This is a genomic window from Pedobacter polysacchareus (genome assembly GCF_019802255.1).
Classification (GTDB): Bacteria; Bacteroidota; Bacteroidia; order Sphingobacteriales; family Sphingobacteriaceae; genus Pedobacter; species Pedobacter polysacchareus.
Genome location: NZ_JAHYSS010000003.1, coordinates 355,898 through 376,125, shown reverse-complemented (window position 1 = coordinate 376,125; position 20,228 = coordinate 355,898). Strand labels below are relative to the sequence as shown.

The following is a 20,228-nucleotide window of genomic DNA, read 5'->3' as shown; positions in this document are numbered from 1 at the left end:
TTGACATTTGTTAGGAATATCAGCCCCAACCAGAAAGTTTTAAAGTATTAACCTGAAACAGGTTTCTTTGTCGTCAGAACTGACCACTAGCTTCCCACCATGGGCTTTTGCAATTTCCGAACAGATATACAGTCCTAGTCCTAACCCTTCTGTACCATTTTTTCCTTCTCCTCTAACATAGGGTTGAAATAAATTGGCAATTCGTTCATCCGATATCGGCTTACCCTCATTGCTCACTGAAAGCTGGAAGGAATCAGCGCCGCTAACGGCATGAACTTTAATCACTCCATTTTTATCTCCATGAGTTAAGGCATTACCCAGTAAATTTGAAAATAATTGTGCAATACGACTGCCATCACATTTAACAGCAAAGGCTAAATCTTCTTCAAAATCTATTCTTCTGTCCGGATAAATGGCCTGAAGCTCAGTAATCACCTCCTGGAGCAATTCGCTGATCGGTTGATTTTCCTGAATATTTAAAGCAATACCTGAACCTTGATCTGCCCGGGCAAAATCCAACACATTTTCAATCAGTTCTTTCATTCTAAAGGAACTGTTTTTTACAATCTCCGCAAGCTTTCTGGTTTTATCATCAAGAGGCTGTCTTAAAATCATCTGAGCACTGGTGGAAACCGCACCGAGAGGATTGCGTAAATCATGGCCTAAAATAGCAATGAATTGTTCCCTTAATTTTAGGGCCTGACGCTCTTCTTTTAGCTGTGATTCGGCAAGGTCAACCCGATCCAGACTGTGTAAATGAAAAGAAATTAGGTCACTGTATAATTTGAACATCTCCACCACCTGAAATTCTTTTAACCTCGCTGGTCTGGGGTCAATCGCACATAATGTACCAAAGAAAGTACCGTCTTTGCGGTAAATTGGCATCGAAATATAGCTTTGAAAACCATACCGCAGTGGAGTATGGTGATTCAAGAAAAGCGGATCTTCGGCTACATGGTCAATAATTACTCCATGACCGCTTTGACGGATTTCATGGCAGATCGTGGTTTCTAACTCTAGTTCTCCACCTGGCAGTATACCAAAGTTGATCTCATCTCTTACACTGCAGGCAATCCATTTCTGATCTGTCACTCTGGCTACAGCGGCAAAACCCATACCGGTTGTTTTACAGATCACTTCCAATATTCTTGGGATAACGGAGATATTTGCAATATCCTGGATATCTTTTTGTATGTCTAATGAAAGTGTATGATTTACCATGTTATTAATTTCTATAAAAATTAGCGGAAAAACTCCTCGTAAAAATACTTAAAAAAAAAACGACTGTAATCCAGTGAGATGCCAATGATTTCAAAGCCCTTGTCATGGTACTTTTATCTTTTCTCAGCACATATTTACCTTTAAAATCTGACAAATGAACGATTTTGCCATTTCGTAATCGATGCGCCAATAGAAGATTGCTGGACCTCCTTTGTTAAAGCAGCAAAAAGCTCAGTGGCCACAGGGTAGTTTGGGTAGGCAATAAAAAGATCATAATCTCAAAGCAGATTCACGACCAGAGCTATAGCTGCTACCTAAAAACTCCTGAACCCGATCTTCCCCCACCATGAAGGGTGTTTAATGTCATCAAGAATTAACAAAAACTTAATATAAGATCCAACTATTGTTTATAAACAAAGTTTAGTTTTGCTAAACATTTACTGTATTAGGCATTAGCTTAATTAAACAATGTTTAGCAAATTGATATGAAAAAGAATAAAATAGCAATGGTGGTTTTTGATATGGCAGGAACTACAGTGAATGAAGATAACCTGGTTTATAAGACGCTCAGAAATGCCATTAACAATGCTGGTTTCGAATTTAGTTTGGATGAAGTACTGGCTCAGGGAGCAGGTAAAGAAAAAAGACAAGCCATTCGTTCTGTACTTTCTACTTATGGTGGAATCACAGATGAAGCGCTTACCACAAAGATTTATGAAGAATTTATCATCAGCCTGACCGATGCTTACGCGAAAGAAGAAATATTGCCTCAGCCCAATGCCATCGAAGTATTTTCGGCATTAAAAGAGAGAAACATTCTGGCTGTGCTCAACACAGGTTACGACAGGCCTACTGCAAGCTCCATCATTGAAAAGCTGGGATGGAAAGAAGGAGTAGATTTTGATGCCTTAGTGACGGCTTCAGACGTACCTAGTAACAGACCTGATCCTGATATGATTGATTTTGCAATGAAACGTTTCGATATTACAGACCGGGGCAGTGTAGTTAAAGTTGGAGATTCTACAATTGATATAGAAGAAGGACAGAATGCAGGCTGCGGATTGAGTATCGGTATTACCACAGGTGCACATACCGCTGCTCAGTTGCAAACCGCTAAACCTGATCAGATCATCCATAACCTGATAGAACTATTGCCATTAATTGATTAATAGGATGGGGATGCGGTGATGAATCAGCATCCTCCCTTATGCCTTTTCAGGATTTTACTCTTTTACTTCAGTGGATTTTATCCAGACTAACTTGTTGCCAGATTCAAAACGGTACACATCTTTCCACCACCTGGCACCACCGCGACAAGAACTGTACAGCAGCTTTTTATTTTTATCAATGGAAACATTGTTCAGCCCGGAGCATTTAAGCCTGGAATCACTGGACTCGGCCAACTTTTCAAAACGTTTTTTAGCCGGCTGATAAAGGTATATGCTGAAAGTCCGGTAAACCCCCATGCCAGCATCTGGGATGGAAAAGGCAATGTCATCATAGCCATCAAAATTGTAATCGGCAATGTAGCTGTTCCTGACAGAACTCGGAGAGTCAAAATCCGGTAATTCGAATGCCTTTTTTTGCCCGTCAGGATAAACAATACGGAGCCGGTGGTGGTTCATATAATTGAAGGAAATTAGAGCTTCATGCAATAGGTATTTGTTTTCCCCGTCGTATTCGCCTGTTTCTTGTCTGAGGTATTCCATCGAAAAGCGCTTGCCATCTTTCTTTCTCACATACCAGATGTCGTCCAGATTCCGCAAGCCCTCTACCAATCCATAGCTACCGGTAACCTGGCCGTCAATCACCTCATCCCATACGTAAGTGGTCATATCCGGCTGGCCATTCTTACGCTCAGTACTGTCTACACTACGGCTTTTTATCCGTAATGGGATGATGCCTTTCTGACCGGCATATTGTACAAAAGCGCCTTTTCCCATTGCGCCGTAGTAAATCTGGAAGCGAAAGGGCTTGGCCAGACCTACCGATTTAACAGTGAAAGGCTGTGCATATAAGGAATTTATACTGAGCATCAGGAATGTAATTACTAGGATTCTTTTCATGGTTTGCGGTCTGTTTGATCTAATCAGGTTGCTGGTTTCAGTAACTCAATACCCCAGTTGTTCAGGTTCCAAAGCGCCGCTACCAGTTGATTGCCTGAGCTGGTTAACTGATATTCTACTTCCAGTGGTTTTTGTTTAATGATGGTCTTGAAGATGATGCCACTTTCTTCTAATTCTTTCAGCTGTCTTGTGAGCACTCTTCTGTTCATATCCGCGATGTGCAGAAAAAAATCTGCAGGTCTTTTTACACCCTGATGGAGGTGCCATACAATTGGGATTTTCCATTTACCACTGATGGTATTGACTGCATGTTCTAATGGACAAATTTTATTCTCTGTGATGCGGAGTTTTGTTTTCATAAGCAACAGGTGATTTCACAAAATGGCAGGGACAAATTTGTCCATTATTGTTTTGCATAGATGAGTGACCGAAATTAGCATTTCAAATCACATTCATCAAATGAGAACAAAAATAAATCAGAGAAATGACCAGTTTAATCAGGCAATCCATCATCAGGATGGCCATGCACTTTCATTATTATATACCGTTGACGCGGTACTTTATCCTCCAAAACAAGTCACCGTTAAAAGCAGGGAAGCTATAGCGCAGTTCTTTGATGCTGTTTTTAATTTGGGTGTGTGTAAAGGAGGTTTTAGTACTCAGGATTTGGTGATTTCAGGGAATTATGCTTTTGAAGCTGGTGAATATGTTTTGCTGAATGCGGAAGATCAGCAGCTGGCAAGGGGATTTTATATGTATGTCTGGCAGTATGTGGAAGGAGAGTGGTATATCATAAAGGACATTTGGAATGACTAAAAGTGAGGTATGCTGCGGTAGGAAAGGGGCTTCAAAATCTAAGGATATCCCGGCGGAAGTGCTCATTGAATTGAATAAAGGAACAATTGAAAGCCTGAATCTTACAGAATGGCTTGCTGTTGATCATCTGGTGCTGCTTCAAAATGTGCTGTCTGACTATCCGGTTCTGCTGCAAGCTTGTGAAAATCGGTTGGGGAAACTGCGGAATGCCAGTGTAAGAACATGGGTCCTGGAAATCAGTAAAACATTACTTTCAGGTATAAAAGAGGCTGAAGCGCCTCGGCTGTTTGGATACCTTGCCCATCACCCCTCTGATAGTGTCCGCTGCTGGGCAGTCTATATGGTTGGAATGGATCATGAATTGAGTATAAATGAGCAGTTTAAAGCGATTTCTCCATTTGCAGCCGACACTCATTTTGGGGTTCGGGAGCTTGCCTGGATGGCGATGCGTGAAACTATTGAAAACCATTTGTTGGAAAGTATCTGCATTCTTATGGATTGGACAAATAGTGCGGATGAAAATATCCGACGCTTTACCACAGAAGCGACACGACCTCGTGGCGTATGGTGTAAGCACCTCAAAGTATTAACAGCGCAGCCAGAATTGGCCATGGGATTACTGGAAGCATTAAAAGCTGATCCCTCTGCTTATGTGCAGCACTCTGTGGGTAATTGGTTGAATGATGCCGGTAAAAGTCGGCCTGATTGGCTCATTGATGTGTGTAAATCATGGTTGGCCGACAGCCCGAGTCAGCACACGCTGAAAATTGTGAAACGTGCCACCAGAAATATTAGTTTTCAATTCTGATGGCTTTTTTTCTTAATGTATTAGGAATGTTTTATTTGTTTGTGGCGTTTGTTTATTGTTGGCTCTGGTATAGCGACTGTCGACGAGGCTGAGTTCTGGTGAAAAGAAAAATCCCTTATGAAATCAAGCTTCATAAGGGATTTTAAACAGTCTTTTGTAAGGTATGTTGTTATTTTGTTTTCAAGTCAAACCTATCCAGATTCATTACTTTAGTCCAGGCGGCAATAAAGTCTGTTACAAATTTACGCGGAGCATCTGCACTTGCATATACTTCCGCAACGGCTCTCAGTTCTGAATTAGATCCAAAAACAAGGTCTGCCCTAGATCCTGTCCATTTTACCTCGTTGCTGGCACGGTCACGTCCTTCATAAACTTCTTTGTCTTCTGATATCGCTTTCCATACCGTGTTCATATCGAGTAAGTTGACGAAGAAATCATTGCTGAGTATACCTGGTCTTGAGCTGAAGATACCATGTTTCGATTGGTCAAAATTGGTATTTAGGGCGCGCATACCACCTATAAGAACGGTTAATTCAGGGATAGTCAGTGTCAACAAATGTGCTTTATCTATCAGTAACTCTTCTGTGGATACCGGGATTTTTGATTTACGGTAATTGCGGAAACCATCTGCCAATGGTTCCAGGTAGCCAAATGATTCCACATCTGTTTGTTCCTGTGTCGCATCCATCCGCCCAGCGGCAAAAGGAACAGTTGTAGGATAACCGGCATCTATAGCTGCTTTTTCAACTGCTGCTGAACCTGCAAGCACGATTAAATCTGCCAGAGAAACCTTTTTGCCATCAGTCTGCGCGCTATTAAATCCCTGTTGAATGTTATCCAGGATGCTCAATACTTTTTGCAGTTGCGCCGGTTGGTTCACCTGCCAGTCTTTTTGCGGAGCCAGACGAATCCGGGCGCCATTGGCACCACCGCGCTTGTCAGTGCCACGGAAGGTAGCAGCTGAAGCCCATGCCGTAGAAACCAATTCTGAAGTGCTTAAACCTGTATCCAATATTTTTGCCTTCAATGCGGCTACATCATTTTCATCGATTAGCTTGTGGTCAACTGCAGGAATAGGGTCTTGCCATAGCAATTCTTCCTGTGGTATTTCTGGGCCCAGGTAACGGTCTCGGGGGCCCATATCACGATGGGTTAATTTATACCATGCACGTGCGAAAGCATCTGCAAACTCATCTGGGTTTTCTAAGAAACGGCGGGATATTTTCTCGTATACCGGATCAAACCTTAAAGCAAGATCGGTTGTGAGCATGGTGGGCCGGTGTTTTTTTTCGGTATCAAAGGCATCAGGAATAATGGCTGCTGCATCCCTGGCCACCCATTGGTGTGCACCTGCCGGACTGGTGGTTAATTCCCATTCAAAGCCAAACAGGTTTTCAAAGAAATTGTTGCTCCATTGGGTTGGCGTGGTGGTCCAGATGACCTCCAGTCCACTGGTAATTGCATCCGGGCCTTTGCCTGTACGGTAGCTGTTGGCCCAGCCTAAGCCCTGCATTTCAAGGTCTACAGCTTCAGGTTCTTTGCCTACATTGTCTGCAGGTGCTGCACCATGTGTTTTGCCAAAACTATGTCCACCAGCGATTAACGCTACAGTTTCTTCATCGTTCATGGCCATTCGGCCAAAGGTATCACGAATGTCTTTGGCGGAAGCTATCGGGTTAGGATCGCCGTCCGGGCCTTCTGGATTCACATAGATCAATCCCATTTGTACTGCTGCCAATGGCTTTTCCAGTTTACGGGAGTGGGTTGTACCATCCGTATCATCATCAGAAACCAACACGCCATGATCTTCTGTTACACCTTCTGAGCCTTGTGCATATCTGATATCGCCACCCAGCCATTTGGTTTCAGAACCCCAATAAACAGATTCATCTGCTTCCCATAAATCAATACGTCCACCGGCATAACCGAAGGTTTTAAAGCCCATGGATTCCAGCGCTACGTTACCAGCAAGGATCATTAAATCGGCCCAGGAAATATTGCGGCCATACTTTTGTTTGATTGGCCATAACAATCGGCGTGCTTTATCCAGACTCACGTTGTCTGGCCAGCTGTTAAGTGGTGCAAAGCGCTGCAGTCCTGCACCAGCACCGCCACGTCCATCGCCTACGCGATAGGTTCCGGCACTGTGCCAGGCCATTCGGATGAATAAACCACCGTAATGGCCAAAATCTGCAGGCCACCAATCCTGAGAATCGGTCATGAGTGCATGAAGGTCTTTTTTTACTGCTGCGAGGTCCAGGCTGTTGAAAGCTTTGGCATAATCAAAATCTTCCCCCATAGGGTTTGATAAGGAAGAGTGCTGACGTAGGATACTTAGTTTTAACTGATTTGGCCACCAATCTTGGTTCCTGGTGCCGCCGCCACCAACATTGTGTTTCAAGCTGCCATTATGAAAGGGGCATTTACTGATGTCATTAGATTCGTTTTCCATATTTAAAATGTTATATATTAAATAATGCTTGTTCCTCGCTAATCGTAAAGCAGTATAAAAATAACATAATTGAGGAAAGAATCACAATCAATTCTCCCGAAAATCCGACTCCTTGATGAATAGCAGGATTCTTGTATTGACCTGCAGCTTAGAGCTTTGCTGCGAATTCTTTTGCGAAATCTTCCAGTTTTGTGTTTCCATTCACTGGAGAACCGCTCTTTTGAAAATCTGTGCTTAGTTTTCCTGTAAGAAAAGCATTGCTTATTTCCGTGTATAAACCGGCAATTTCTTCTGGAATTCCAGCCGGTGTGATTCCTTGTAAAGGCACTGGACAGTATCTGCAGCAGTATTAAGCAGGCCATCGCTAACATTCATACTAAAAAAATAAAAGGCTGGATCATTGATTTACGTGTAAATACTGGTGGAAATATGTATCCTATGATTGCAGGTTTGACAGATTTCCTGGGAACAGGAAAAGTGGGTGGATTTTATGTAGATTCTATCCAGGTATCTCCTGTTAAATATGAGGGATATCCCATAAAGAAGGACCTTCCAATAGCGGTTTTAATTAGTGGTTATACCGCGAGTTCTGGTGAAATGACTGCAATTACTACCATCGGTAGAAAAAATGCTGTCCTGATTGGGGAACCTAGCGCCGGCTATACGACAACTAATCTTGGGTTTGAATTAAATGCCTATTCTGGACTTAACCTGGCGGTTGATTATGCAACAGATAGGAAGGGCAGGGTTTACCCTAAAAATATAACGCCTGATCATCTGGTAAAGGATGGTGATCATTTTGAAAAGTTAACTGAAGATAAAAAAGTACAGGAAGCGATTTTATGGCTTAAAAAGCTCAAGAGATAAGCTCATCCGACATTCGAATTTCTATTTTTCTGGTTTTTATACTGCCTCCGTTATTACGGCGAGGGTGTTAAGGTTAACAAAAGGTTAATGTGGAGTTAAACTGAAGGGGGATTAAAGGAAGTAATTTCGCCCTTCAATGAATATTAATTTTCATCGACATAACAAACCGCCTTTAACCAGTATATGAAAAGAAGAGATTTTGTAAAAAGCACGGCTTTTACCGCATTGGGAGCCAGTTTTTTAGCGCCAATACAGGCAATAGCAGCCGATGCAGAAACCCATCTTGAAAGTGAAGATGTTGCACCTAGTGCTGCATTAAAGGATGATTACCCTTTGCATTTTGTGGCTATCGGAGATTGGGGCAGGACAGGTTATGACCATCAGATCCATGTGGCCAGGCAAATGGGAAAATGGGCTACCGAACATCCAAATGATTTTATCCTCTCTTTAGGTGATAATTTTTACCCCAAAGGAGTAGTTAGTGAACATGACCCTTTATGGCATTATTCTTTTGAAAATATTTACACTGATTTCTCACTTCAGGAGGATTGGTTTCCCATCTTAGGAAATCACGATTATCAAAGTGATCCTGATGCTCAGGTGAAGTACAGTAAAGTGAGCAGAAGATGGAATATGCCTGCGCGTTATTATTCGAAAGAAGTAGCGCTGGGAAATAAGGGCGATAAAGTGCTGATGGTTTTTATTGACACTTGTCCACTGATACCAGAGTTTCACAACAACCCCAAATATGCACCCTATATAGATGATCAGCAGCCAGAGTGCCAACTGGCTTGGATTGATGAGACGTTAAAAAATTCCGGACCTCAGGTGAAATGGAAAATGGTAATGGGGCACCATCCCATATATACCGTTGGACCGAGGATAAAAAACTACGATACACTTGCAGTGAGGAAGGTACTTAAAGACATTTTCGAACGCAATAAAGTAGATGTCTATTTGTCTGGACATGACCATTCTTTACAGCATTTAAAGCCGGAAGGTTATACCCATCAATTCATTTCTGGTGCCGGATCTGAAGTGACACCCGTTAGCGCAGGAGTAGCCTATAGTAAATTCGAGGCTGCAGAGCCTGGTTTTATGTATTTTTCGATAGATAACAAAAGGTTAAATGCACAGATTATCCACCATACCGGAAAAGTAATGTATGAAACTACTTTAACTAAATAAGGGGCATTTAACTTATACCGCTAAGACCCTGTTTTCTTCTTTTTTTCTCCTGTTAATACGGTATTGAATGGGGGAAACTTTCATGTTTTTCTTAAACAGTCTGGAGAAATGAAAGGGGTCGTCGTAGCCGATTTCTAACGCGATGTCTTTGATTTTAGTGTTATAACCAGCAAGTACCACACAGGCATGTTGTATCCGCAAATGGATAAGGTAATCCAATGGAGACATGCCTGTTGCTTTTTTAAACAAGCTGGAGAAATGAGAGGTTGAGAGGCTGTTTTTTGTCGCCATGTCCTCGACAGTCAGCTTCAAATCCAGGTTTTCTTTTAAATACAGGATCGTGTCTTTAATCATGTTCTTTTCATCCTGAATTTCTGCATTGGTATGCTGTTCCGGGTATAGAAAAGTGGCCAGGAAGTGATATAAAGATAGATTTACATGACTTAAGTTTTCCTGGCTATAACCAAGTTCCAGGTTCCGGTACATGGATTCCCAGATTTTTATTCCTTGTTCATTCAGTAAAATTTCCCGCGCGCCATCCTCCATTTTTATATTGAACCCTTTGTTAAAGGAAGTCATGTTGTTTCCACTGAAATGTACCCAGTAAATGGTCCAGGGCTCTTGTTCGTCAGCGCCATAACTCATGGGGTCTTTTGTGCTGGGTGCAATGATAAATTCGTTTGGGCTGACTTCAAAGTGCTGGCCATTGAGTTTAAACCAGCCTTTCCCACGGATACAATAAATCAAGATATTGTCTTCACAGCCCTCAGGTCTTTCCCGGTAATGGTAAGCAGCCTTAGGAAAGTATCCAATATAGGTGACATAAAGTTGAGCCATCAGCGGATTTTCTCTGATCGCATTTCTCCATGCACTTTCAGGAACACTGATGTATTTCTCACCCTCAAAACCATCCCTTCTTTTGATGTTGTTCATTCCGTAGTTCTATTTGGTGTGTCTTCCGGATCATTATTTTGGGGAGATCCATGGGATAGGATAAATATAGTATTTTTGGATAGGAATCAGCAAATACTTCATCTCGATTTATTACCGGCAATACCACCCTTATAAAACCCGGAAATTCCAGCATTTTATAAGGGTCTTTTTGGTGTTTAAGAAATAGCATTTATTTCTTGTTTGTTGTACTGTCTGCCCAATCATCTGTTTTGAACGGGGAAGCTGGCAGACCGGCTTGGTTAGTCAGATTAGATTCCGGATTATTCGCCCAGGCGTAACGAACTGCTTTAGGATCTGTAACACTTGGGGAACTCACTATAATCTGATTTCCTACAATCCGGGCATCTGCCCAGTAAAATACCTGATCCGCTCCAGCAATTGAAAAGCCTTTTACTGCCGCGCCATCTTTTGTCTTCAACGCGCCATCACCAGGATTGAAATCCAGTTTAACCGCGTCTTTTTCAATGGTATATTTTTTTAATTCTGGTCCGGAGTAGGGGATTTGTTTTCCATAAGTTTTAGCCAGTGCAATTAAGGCCAGTCTTCGTCCTACTTCCTGTTTGTTTTTAGGGTGGATATCGGCAGGATTTCCGATGTCTATGGCCACAGCCATCCCTGTATTGTTTAGTTTTAAAGCATCTTTTTGAGCATCCCTAAGTTCTGCCCATGGAGAAGCAGCAGGACCAGGTTCTGTTTTCATAAAACCGGCAAGCTGTACAAAGTAAAAAGGGAAATCTCCGATATTCCAGGATTTTCTCCAGTCGTTGATCATCGCTGGAAAAAGTGTACGGTATTGGTGTGCACGATCGGCATTGCTTTCTCCCTGATACCATATTGCTCCTTTAATTGCGAAATTTAAGAAAGGATGGATCATCGCATTGTACAATACTGTTGGCCGATTTGGCTGGTTATCACTGACGGGCATCGCTGGAACTTTCTTTAGATCCAAGCCTACTTTGTACTGCCAATCGCCAGATAAATCCATAATTTCTCCATTTGCAGCAGTAATGGACAGCTGACTAGGTTCTCCATAAATACCTCCGCCGCCACTGCCATCAAAAACTCTGATGGAGATCACATTTTCATCATCCACCAATTGATCGGCCGGGATTTTATAATTCCTGCTCAGGTTATACCCTTTTGTTTCTCCGATTTTCTTACCATTAAAATAAGTCAGGTCGTTGTCATCGATCGTACCCAGGTGTAAGGTTAATTCCTGGCCTTTCCAGGAAGCAGGTAAGGTTACTTTTTTACGGAAATAAACGGCTCCATCAAAACCTGGTAATGCGGAATCTTCCCAAAGGCCAGGTAGACGCATGACTCTCCAATTGGATTCATCGGTTTGCGCATCCAGCCAATGAGCTACACCAGATTTATAACCTTCATCACGGTCTAATACCATTTGCTCCCAGTCTTGCAGCTGTTTTTCGTAATCTACTTTGTTTTGTACTTTTTTCTGTTTTTCAATGGCCTCTGCAAACTCCTGGAAACTTTTCAGTCCGGAGGCACTGGTCCAGGCTTCTGCAATGGTACCGCCCCATGACGTATGAATTAGCCCGATAGGAATACCTGTTTTTTCATAAACTTCTCTGGCAAAAAAGTAAGCTGTGGAAGAGAATTCAGGGATATTTTCCGGACTACAAACTGTCCAGCCGCCATTTGCTAAATTCAATGATTCCAATGGAGTACTGCTTGCGGTATGGTTTACCTGTAATAGCCTGATTTTTGGGTAATTTGCGTCTTTAATTTCCTGCTGGAAATTGTTGATTTTCCCCCAGCCAGCCAATGGCATTTCCATATTAGACTGGCCCGAACAAACCCAGACATCACCCAGCATGACGTCAGAAAGCTGGAAAGGGCTGCCATCGGAAATGTTGATTTGGTATGGGCCGCCAAAACCCGGCGTCGGAATTCTTATCTTCCAGTTTCCGTTTTGATCTGAAGTGGTTTTAAACACTTTTGATCCCCAGCTGGCCTGGAGATCTACCGTTTTTCCTGGGTCTGCTTTACCCCATAAGACTACATGTGTTTTCTGCTGGATCACCATGTGGTCACTAAAAACAGGTGCTAAAGTAATTTTGGCATTTACCTGAAAGCTAGCAGCAACCAAGGCCAAAAGGGCAGCAGTGCTAAGGTACGAGCGTTTTAATTTCATGGAATGATTTAGTTTATTTTGCTTGTTCAATTTTCAAAATGACACTGGTTCTAATCTGCTTTTATAGTAGAATTGGTGCCTGGATATATCCTTTCAATAAAATAGGGGAGCTACTGTTTGCACCATATCTATTGTTGACAAGATAATTAAAAAAACACCAGTTGTTTTATCCTCAATTACATAAAGCATGGAAGCTACATTTGAGGTTCTTGGATCCGATAAACGGTACTGATCTCCAGCCCAAATCGTGCATAAGCGTTTCAGAATTACCACAACTGAAATAGGAGTGCCCTCAGTTAAAGGATTTTTTATATTCTCAGGCGGTTTGAGATAAGTTTTAAGGCCAGCAGATTGCTGTAGCAAGAATAAATTGAGTCAATTCCAACCACATTAGTTTTATTTACAATAATTTTGCGGCGAAATAATAAATTCATAACGCATTATGTTTAGTAAGGATCTGCTGAAATGGGATAACATAAAAGCCAGGTTGATCAGTTTAGTATATGGTGAATATTTTACGGATGCCTTACGAAATACCATCACCATAGTTTTACCTTTTGTACTGTTATTTTATTATCATCAGCCCAATATGGCCATTGGGATGGGAGTTGGGGCATTACTCATCAGTTTAACTGATGCCCCAGGAAACCGCGCAAATAAATTTAAAAGTGCCATTGCGAGTATCTTGTCTTTCTTTTTTAGTGCTTTAATTATTGCTTCATCCTTAGGGAATCCGTGGCTGACCACTGCTAGTATTTTCCTGCTGACTTTTATCTTTTCCATGCTGGCAATGTTTGGCAGCAGGCTGGCCTTAACCGGAACCATGGCCATTATCCTGGGGATATTCACCCTTGGTTTACACCCCGTAAATCCATTGTTATTTAGCTGGTATATTCTGCTTGGTGGATATTGGTATTACCTGATCAGTTTGATTCAGATTGTGATCTGGCCATACCGATCTTTACATCAGGCCATATTTGAATGCATTACTACGACCTCTGTATTTCTAAAATCCAAAGCCCGTTATTATGATCCCGAAGTAAATCTGGAGGATTGTTACAGTGAAACAATTGCTTTGCACATTAAGGTGAGCGAAAAGCAGGAACTGGTAAGAAACCTGCTATTAAGCGATAAAGCCGCGATGAAGCCTGCAAATGAACGTGGGCAGCAATTACTGCGTACGGCTGTCAGCGTAATTGATTTATACGAGCAAGTAACCGCCATTCATTACGACTATACTTATGTCAGAAAAAAGCTGGATCAAACCGGTGCATTGGATCTGATTATTGAATTAATTGAAATTCTGGCAGAAGAGTTACAGGTACTTAGCCATGTTTTTCTAAGACCTAAAAAGGCGCATTCGGATTCGAGATTGCTGAAGTATGAGCAGTGTAAAACGGAACTGAGCAAGCTAGCAGTTTCAACAGATGAAGCCAATGCCCAGATCATATTGAAAGTATTAAAAAACCTGGAAGGAATTGTGCTGGATATTCAGGTGATTAAAAACAGCAGACCAATGTCTGCAATCCCTGCAAATCTGGATGCTGAGGATATCGCCTATGAAGAGTTTTTATCTCCTCAGCTGTTTAGCCTGACATCGTTAAAGCAGTATTTTTCTTTTCATTCTCCTGTCTTCAGGTTTTCTTTGAGGCTGGCGCTGATGTGCGGTATTGCTTATGCATTCACACTAGCATTTCCATTAGGCAAATACAGCTATTGGTTATTGCTCACGATTGTGATCGTTGCAAAACCTAGATTTGGACTTACCTGGAAGAGGAATGTGGAGCGTTTATCAGGAACGTTTATTGGTGCGGTACTAGGGATTATTGTATTATTAACCATTCATCAAACGGCAGTGTTGCTGGTTTTATCGGCATTTATGTTGCTTGGTTTTTTTACTTTCAACCGAATCAAATATTCGGTAAGCGTGATATTTGTAACCGCTATGGTCATCCTGTCGCTCAGCGTTTATGACGGTCATTCTGACCACATCATTATGGAACGGATTTTATATACGATTGTCGGCTGTGTAATTGCTTTTCTTGCTGCTTTTCTTTTTCCTGTCTGGGAGATTAAAAACCTAAAATCACTGATTTCAAATATCCTGGAAGCGAATAGCAATTACCTGAATAAAGTAAGGGAAGAGCTGTTGGGCACTGCCGAGAGTGTAACGGCATCAAAACTGGCCAGAAAAAACAGCTACATCCAGCTGGCCAAATTTTCTGAAACACTGCAATATCTGCACCTAGAGCCGAAAAGTAAAGAAGTGGATATGAAAGGAGTTTTTGCCATTCAGATCCTAAGCTACAGGATCAATTCTATCGTGGCTTCTTTATCATTGTCGGCAAAGCGAAATACAATGGGCGAGTCGGGAATATTATTGGTTTCAGAGGCATTATCCAATATGCAATATTGCGTTGAACATAGTGATAAATTGAACCTGCAAAACATTAAAGATGTGGTGCATAAAGAGAACGTCGAAGAATATAACGATGCGGAAGGTACGCTTCAACATCGGTTAAACCTCTTGCTGGCTTTGTCTTTAGAATTGAAGATGTATTTCATCTAAAAGCGGTATCACTAACTTTCTTTTTACCTGAACAGGACACGATAAGGGCGTTTTTTCCTCTCTTGTACTTAATTAATATCCTTAGTTCTGCTAACTTAGCCGGGCAAGTGTGGAGCTTGTTAACGGAGAAAGAGAGCGGAATATGAGTAGTAAAACGTATTTAATTTATGGGATTAGTAAAGGATTGGGCAAAGCATTTACGCAGTTGCTTCCATCAGCTAATGACCAGATATATGGCATTTCCAGAACTAAGCCTACTTACCTGGAAGATCAGGTAAATCTAACCTGGGTTCCTGCAGATTTGTCGAAACCAATGGAGGCCCTCAATGAAATAAAATCAAAAATAGGGGAGCGAAAGATTGATTACCTTATCTATAATGTTGGGATCTGGGAGCAAAATGCTTTTTCCGACGATTATAACTTTCAGGAATCCAAACCAGAGGAAATGCTAACGATGGTCAATACCAATGTGAGTTCTTGTCTCCTCGCGCTGCAATCCTTCATTGAAAATCTGAAGCTGTCAGAAAACGGAAAGGTGATCATCATTGGTTCTACCTGGGGACTTGATCATCCCAATGGGAAGGAAGTCGCTTTCTCAGCCACAAAGTTTGCCGTAAGAGGCATTGTACATGCCTTAAGGCCTTAGGGAGCATCATATAGGGGTTAGTGTGCTGAATCTTGGTTTTCTGGAAGACATGTCGGTTAAGGATGATCTCCTTAAATCAGAACAGGTTGAAAGCTATGGTATACTTGTTCAAGATGTAATTCATGCGGTTAAATTTATCCTGTCGACTTCCAATGCTTCCTGTGTAAAAGAGATAAATATGCCTGCAATGCAGGATGTGAATATGTAAAGATATCTTGATGCCAAAATCGGCAGGTATTTTATTCCACTATGTAAAGTCACATGAAAAGGAGGTTTTAAGGTTCAAAAATGAACTATATTTAGACCTTAATCAATTTCAATAATAGCCTAAATAAGCATGTCTGATACTAGTCGGTATGAAATTCTAGATTCGTTGCCAAGTTATGGTCCGATGTACATTCCTGTTAGTGAGTACAGTAAGCGTTATTATTCCGAGGGATTTGTTGTTCGCTTTTATACTTCAATCCACACTAATTGGGTGGGTAATTTTGAACCTGGATGGTCTAAACTTAATGCAGTTTACGATTTTGGACCAGAACTTTATGTTTTAGTCATTGCAGGAGGAATTTGTTATTTAATGAATCCAGATGATCATGAACCAATTTCAATATTTGGTGCAGACTGCCAAATGGTGATCAAAGGCTTGGATGGAAAACTCATTCTTAATGAATCCACTTATATAACTGTTTTTGAAACAAGTGGAGAACATTGGTCTACTGAAAGAATTTCTTATGATGGATTGGTTGATTTGAATCTTGAGGGAAATTTATTAACTGGACTTAGTTTTGTTCCTGAATATGAGGACGGAGAATGGCTGGAATTTGCTGTTGATCTTGAAACAAGGGTTGTCAAAGGCGGAAGTTTTAGACATGATGAGTTACAGTCGCTGATTCCAACAGTTCTAAGTATTTCCCAAAAACAAGAAAAAAAGGAGTGGTGGAAAATATGCTTCTATTCTTTGATGAGCATTACAAGCTCAATTAGAATCTATTTTCTAGGAAGATAGCGGTTTCTTGAGCGCAGTTGAAGCAATTGACCGCCTTTACTATCGATCTAGCTTTTAAGTTAATTCAGGAGGGTTACATAATTAGGCTTTTTATTGATAATTAATTTTATAGATTTGTTATTGTTGATTTAATTAATAATATTAGTCCTTTGGTTAATATTAGGAGGTTATTATTCCTGGGGCTTTTGATGCAGGAGGAATAACATTGGGCTCCTTTTGTTTGCCTGACCAATTTGTAACTCATTAATTATAGCGACTTTATTTATGAAGATTGATCGATTAATAATAAAGAACTTCAAGACTTTTGAACTAGTCAGTCTTGATCTCGAGCCCGGAGTCAATGTTTTTGTAGGCAGTAATGGGAGCGGAAAGACGAGTATACTTGAAGCAATAAACATAGCAATCGGTGACTTTTTTTCCTCTCAGGATGCTGGCTTGAGCAGAGTAATCAGGCTTGATGAAGTTAGAATTTCTCAGCACTGGAGACAAGAGGAAGCATCTGTAACTGCAACATCAAAGGATGTGAAAGCTGAGGACTGGATACGCAGTTTTCATGCTTCCGGTAATAGAAACGATCGCAAGGGGTTAAGTGCGATTGCTGAGATGGGACAGGCATATTTTGACAAGTACTTTCTTGATCCTAATGATAGCACAATAGCCCCTTTAATTGCCTACTACTCCAGCCAGCGTGTATTCAAGAATTTCAATCATCCTGAAAAACAGAAGTACGGTCCAGATGTTGGACGGTCTATAGGGTATTTACTTTCATTGGAGGAGATCGGTATTAATGATGTTTTGGAAGAATGGTTGAAAAATGCGATTACGAAGCGGGATTCTAAAGTCGCAATTGGAATTGAGGCTACTGATTTTGTGCTCGAAAATGTAGAGAAAGCAGTTGAAAATACATTAATGTTTGTGTTGGATGAACCAGAAGATCTGGAGCTTCATATTTACCATGATCCAGACTTTGGTGAAATATTTTTGAAGTATGATGAAGACCATGACCTTCCTTTGAGTTATTATTCTGATGGTTTTAAAAACTTACTTTATCTGGTTATAGATCTGGTTTGGCGCGCTTCTCAATTGAATCCATGGATGAATTTGAAAGAACTTTCTGCACAGGTAACCGGAGTAGTGACCATTGATGAAATTGATCTCCATTTTCACCCTAGATGGCAAGTAAAAGCAGTGGATGTGGTGAGTAGATTATTCCCTCATGTACAGTTTTTTATTACGACACACAGTCCTTCTGTCGTAGGAAATCTAGAACATGGTGCTTTGTTTTTGATAGCTGATCATCGTATTGAACGCTATAGTGAAGGATTTTTTGGGAAGCAAATTGGTAATGTGCTGTGTACTATTCTTGGAGGATCAGATCGTCATATCCCTACGCAGTTAAAACTAAATAAACTATTTAGCTTGATAGATAAGGGAGACAGGGAAGCTTACCGCGACTTATTTAATGAGTTGCTTAAGCAATTGGGATATGAGGATATAGACATCAATACGGCCAGAGCATTGATGGCAATGGAAAACATGTAATTGTAAAATTGAAATGCAATATATAAAAAAGCATAATACCCCTCCGAGTGATTGGGACGCATGGTTTACTACAGCGACGAATGTAAGGTCATATAATTATAGGCTAGATCAGGATGCCTTAACACAATTGAAATTTGCAAAACAGCACTTAATAGATGCGCAGGATGGACTTTGCGCTTATTGTCAGAAGAGGATTGATATGGAAACCGCGTCGATAGAACATGTATTGCCAAAAGAATTTAACGTGGAGGGATCTACCAATTATACCAATTTGGTAGCAGTTTGTAAAATACCTTTGATAGATCCCATTGATAAACGTGATCATTGTGATAAAGTAAAGGGAAATATGGTGATCACCCCTTTAATCTTTTTATCTAATTGTGAGGTGACGGAGACCATAAATCATGCTTATTTTGATGTGGACGTCGATGGAAGTATTTTGGCGAAACCTAGGTTGTCAAGTAACCATAAAGGACAAGTTGAAGCCTTTATAGATACCCTTAATTTGAACCACAGTCTGTTAAAGCAAATCCGGGCAAATTATGTATTGGCTTGTTATGTTCGTGCATCAAGACAATTAAAAGGATCACAGCAACGCCAGTATTGGAAGGCTCAATTCGATATTATTTTCAAAGATAAAAGGCAACCATACAGGCAGTTCTTGCTAATTTTTATGGCTAAAAAGTTAGGTATTAACTGACCAATAGTTTTCTTCCTGTTGTTCTTCAGATGCTCATTCAGACCTTCTATAACCCAGTTCTGCACCGCCACTAACCGCTAAAGTTGTTCCCGTGATAAACCTCGCTTTATCAGAAAGAAGAAATACACAGGCATCTGCAATTGCATCGCCATCCGGACAATAACCCAATGGATGGATGTCGTCCAGGTACTTTTCAATTGAACTCGCATTCGGTTGCTCCTTGCTCCATTCCCTCAGCATAGGTGTCCATACTCCGGCAGGCATTACTGCATTTACGCGGATTTTATCCTTCGCATAATCCAGAGCCATAGACTTGGTTAAGGCATTCATGCCTCCTTTTGTAGCGGTGTAAGCTGCATGGTTTTCCTGTCCGATGTCTCCAACCAAACTACTCGTATTTAAGATACAACCTTTGCTTTTCTGCAATGCTTTAAACCCATATCTTGTGGTCAGTAAAACGCTTTTCAGGTTTACATTCATCAGCTGATTCCATTCTTCATCACTAGTTTCATGTAAAGGCTTAGAAGGGGAGGCAATACCTGCATTGTTGTGTATCGCGTCTATTTTGCCATATTTATCCAGGGTTTTCTGTATGGCATTTGCTACTTGCGCAGCATCAGATACATCGCAGCTAATCCCTAAATGTTTTGAACCCAACAGCTCAATCGCTGCGGTTATTGGCCCAGCTGGGAAAGCAGCAATTACTACAATTGCTCCTTCTTTGGCATAACTCTTTGCGCATTCCAGGCCAATACCCATTGAACCTCCTGTGAGGAAAATAACTTTTCCAGATAATAATTCCATATCTTTTTCAGTCCTTAATTTGTGTGGAATACTTCTTCCATATTGGTCCATATTTCGTTTTTTGCGGCTGCTTCCGGGAGGGGCTGCTGACAAGGGTCGGTTTCTTTCCACCAACGTTGGGTATCCGGATCTGCCGCCATCTTTTTCATATCTCCATCAAAATTATCACCTGAATATTCGAAATAACTGAACAGGTAGTATTCGTTGTTTATTTTCTTTAGGTAGATGGAGTAATTATCAATGTGACACGCTTTGATTTTGTTTAAAACTGAGGGCCATGCTTTTGCATGTAAGGCTTTATAAGTGGCTAATTTATCTGCCTTTAAGCCGGTGATCGAGGCAAAGCGCTTTACCGGCTTAGTTTCCTTTTGGCAGGCTGATAAAGTCAGGAATATTCCTGCCAATAATATGGTGATGATCTTTAGTTTCATTTT

Annotated in this window: 20 protein-coding genes; 11 read left to right on the top strand and 9 right to left on the bottom strand. The window is 41.1% G+C overall.

The features are described from left to right. Window positions 1–39 precede the first annotated feature (39 nt). Window positions 40–1,221 (bottom strand): GAF domain-containing sensor histidine kinase, encoded by a 1,182-nt coding sequence (locus K7X70_RS09330; RefSeq protein ID WP_222536801.1) that lies wholly within the window; start codon window positions 1,219–1,221, stop codon window positions 40–42. Between the two features lie 485 nt (window positions 1,222–1,706). On the opposite strand from K7X70_RS09330, the gene K7X70_RS09325 reads away from it, so the two are divergent. Further along, on the top strand, window positions 1,707–2,390 hold the full coding sequence (locus tag K7X70_RS09325; RefSeq protein ID WP_222536800.1) for a phosphonatase-like hydrolase: 684 nt from the start codon (window positions 1,707–1,709) through the stop codon (window positions 2,388–2,390). 54 nt (window positions 2,391–2,444) lie between these two features. Here the strand turns inward: K7X70_RS09325 and K7X70_RS09320 are convergent, their stop codons facing one another. Both K7X70_RS09320 and K7X70_RS09315 read right to left on the bottom strand, forming a co-directional pair. Further along, the gene (locus K7X70_RS09320; RefSeq protein ID WP_222536799.1) at window positions 2,445–3,287 is read right to left on the bottom strand and encodes an XAC2610-related protein; all 843 of its coding nucleotides are present in this window, start codon (window positions 3,285–3,287) and stop codon (window positions 2,445–2,447) included. Between the two features lie 23 nt (window positions 3,288–3,310). Beyond that, window positions 3,311–3,646, bottom strand: a complete 336-nt coding sequence (locus K7X70_RS09315; RefSeq protein ID WP_222536798.1) for a winged helix-turn-helix transcriptional regulator — start codon at window positions 3,644–3,646, stop codon at window positions 3,311–3,313. A gap of 100 nt (window positions 3,647–3,746) precedes the next feature. Between K7X70_RS09315 and K7X70_RS09310 the strand changes: the two genes are divergently transcribed. Then, window positions 3,747–4,103, top strand: a complete 357-nt coding sequence (locus K7X70_RS09310; RefSeq protein WP_222536797.1) for a YybH family protein — start codon at window positions 3,747–3,749, stop codon at window positions 4,101–4,103. Beyond that, window positions 4,096–4,911: a DNA alkylation repair protein gene (locus K7X70_RS09305; protein WP_222536796.1), complete on the top strand. Its 816-nt coding sequence runs from the start codon at window positions 4,096–4,098 to the stop codon at window positions 4,909–4,911. Before K7X70_RS09310 ends, K7X70_RS09305 begins: the two co-directional genes overlap by 8 nt. A 169-nt stretch (window positions 4,912–5,080) precedes the next feature. On the opposite strand, the gene katG is transcribed toward K7X70_RS09305, so the two are convergent. Together katG and K7X70_RS09295 are read right to left on the bottom strand one after the other, a co-directional pair. Then, window positions 5,081–7,363 carry a catalase/peroxidase HPI gene (gene katG / locus K7X70_RS09300; protein WP_222536795.1) on the bottom strand — a complete coding sequence of 761 codons (2,283 nt, stop codon included), beginning with the start codon at window positions 7,361–7,363 and terminating at the stop codon, window positions 5,081–5,083. Window positions 7,364–7,511: 148 nt separating this feature from the next. After that, window positions 7,512–7,691, bottom strand: a complete 180-nt coding sequence (locus K7X70_RS09295) for a hypothetical protein (RefSeq protein WP_222536794.1) — start codon at window positions 7,689–7,691, stop codon at window positions 7,512–7,514. Here K7X70_RS09295 and K7X70_RS09290 point away from each other — a divergent pair. Both K7X70_RS09290 and K7X70_RS09285 read left to right on the top strand, forming a co-directional pair. Further along, complete coding sequence (locus K7X70_RS09290) at window positions 7,691–8,230, top strand: S41 family peptidase (RefSeq protein ID WP_222537163.1); 540 nt, start codon at window positions 7,691–7,693, stop codon at window positions 8,228–8,230. The genes K7X70_RS09295 and K7X70_RS09290 overlap by 1 nt on opposite strands. 183 nt (window positions 8,231–8,413) lie before the next feature. Further along, a complete protein-coding gene (locus K7X70_RS09285) occupies window positions 8,414–9,418 on the top strand; it encodes a metallophosphoesterase (RefSeq protein ID WP_222536793.1) in 1,005 nt (334 codons plus the stop codon). Between the two features lie 12 nt (window positions 9,419–9,430). On the opposite strand, the gene K7X70_RS09280 is transcribed toward K7X70_RS09285, so the two are convergent. Together K7X70_RS09280 and K7X70_RS09275 are read right to left on the bottom strand one after the other, a co-directional pair. Next, a complete protein-coding gene (locus tag K7X70_RS09280) occupies window positions 9,431–10,351 on the bottom strand; it encodes an AraC family transcriptional regulator (RefSeq protein ID WP_222536792.1) in 921 nt (306 codons plus the stop codon). A gap of 190 nt (window positions 10,352–10,541) precedes the next feature. Beyond that, window positions 10,542–12,527: a sialate O-acetylesterase gene (locus tag K7X70_RS09275; RefSeq protein WP_222536791.1), complete on the bottom strand. Its 1,986-nt coding sequence runs from the start codon at window positions 12,525–12,527 to the stop codon at window positions 10,542–10,544. Between the two features lie 442 nt (window positions 12,528–12,969). On the opposite strand from K7X70_RS09275, the gene K7X70_RS09270 reads away from it, so the two are divergent. The 6 genes from K7X70_RS09270 (at window position 12,970) to K7X70_RS09245 (ending at window position 18,990) form a co-directional block, all read left to right on the top strand. Next, the gene (locus K7X70_RS09270) at window positions 12,970–15,096 is read left to right on the top strand and encodes an FUSC family protein (protein ID WP_222536790.1); all 2,127 of its coding nucleotides are present in this window, start codon (window positions 12,970–12,972) and stop codon (window positions 15,094–15,096) included. 142 nt (window positions 15,097–15,238) lie between these two features. Beyond that, window positions 15,239–15,742 carry an SDR family oxidoreductase gene (locus K7X70_RS09265; RefSeq protein WP_222536789.1) on the top strand — a complete coding sequence of 168 codons (504 nt, stop codon included), beginning with the start codon at window positions 15,239–15,241 and terminating at the stop codon, window positions 15,740–15,742. 22 nt (window positions 15,743–15,764) lie between these two features. After that, window positions 15,765–15,950, top strand: a complete 186-nt coding sequence (locus tag K7X70_RS09260) for a hypothetical protein (RefSeq protein WP_222536788.1) — start codon at window positions 15,765–15,767, stop codon at window positions 15,948–15,950. Window positions 15,951–16,079: 129 nt separating this feature from the next. Continuing rightward, a complete protein-coding gene (locus tag K7X70_RS09255; protein WP_222536787.1) occupies window positions 16,080–16,748 on the top strand; it encodes a hypothetical protein in 669 nt (222 codons plus the stop codon). Between the two features lie 264 nt (window positions 16,749–17,012). Next, the gene (locus K7X70_RS09250) at window positions 17,013–18,290 is read left to right on the top strand and encodes an AAA family ATPase (RefSeq protein ID WP_222536786.1); all 1,278 of its coding nucleotides are present in this window, start codon (window positions 17,013–17,015) and stop codon (window positions 18,288–18,290) included. A gap of 13 nt (window positions 18,291–18,303) precedes the next feature. Then, a complete protein-coding gene (locus K7X70_RS09245; RefSeq protein WP_222536785.1) occupies window positions 18,304–18,990 on the top strand; it encodes a retron system putative HNH endonuclease in 687 nt (228 codons plus the stop codon). Between the two features lie 33 nt (window positions 18,991–19,023). On the opposite strand, the gene K7X70_RS09240 is transcribed toward K7X70_RS09245, so the two are convergent. Further along, window positions 19,024–19,845: an SDR family NAD(P)-dependent oxidoreductase gene (locus K7X70_RS09240; protein ID WP_255607029.1), complete on the bottom strand. Its 822-nt coding sequence runs from the start codon at window positions 19,843–19,845 to the stop codon at window positions 19,024–19,026. Further along, window positions 19,809–20,225, bottom strand: a complete 417-nt coding sequence (locus K7X70_RS09235; protein WP_222536784.1) for an L-rhamnose mutarotase — start codon at window positions 20,223–20,225, stop codon at window positions 19,809–19,811. The genes K7X70_RS09240 and K7X70_RS09235 overlap by 37 nt, the downstream gene beginning before the upstream one ends. Window positions 20,226–20,228: the final 3 nt, after the last annotated feature.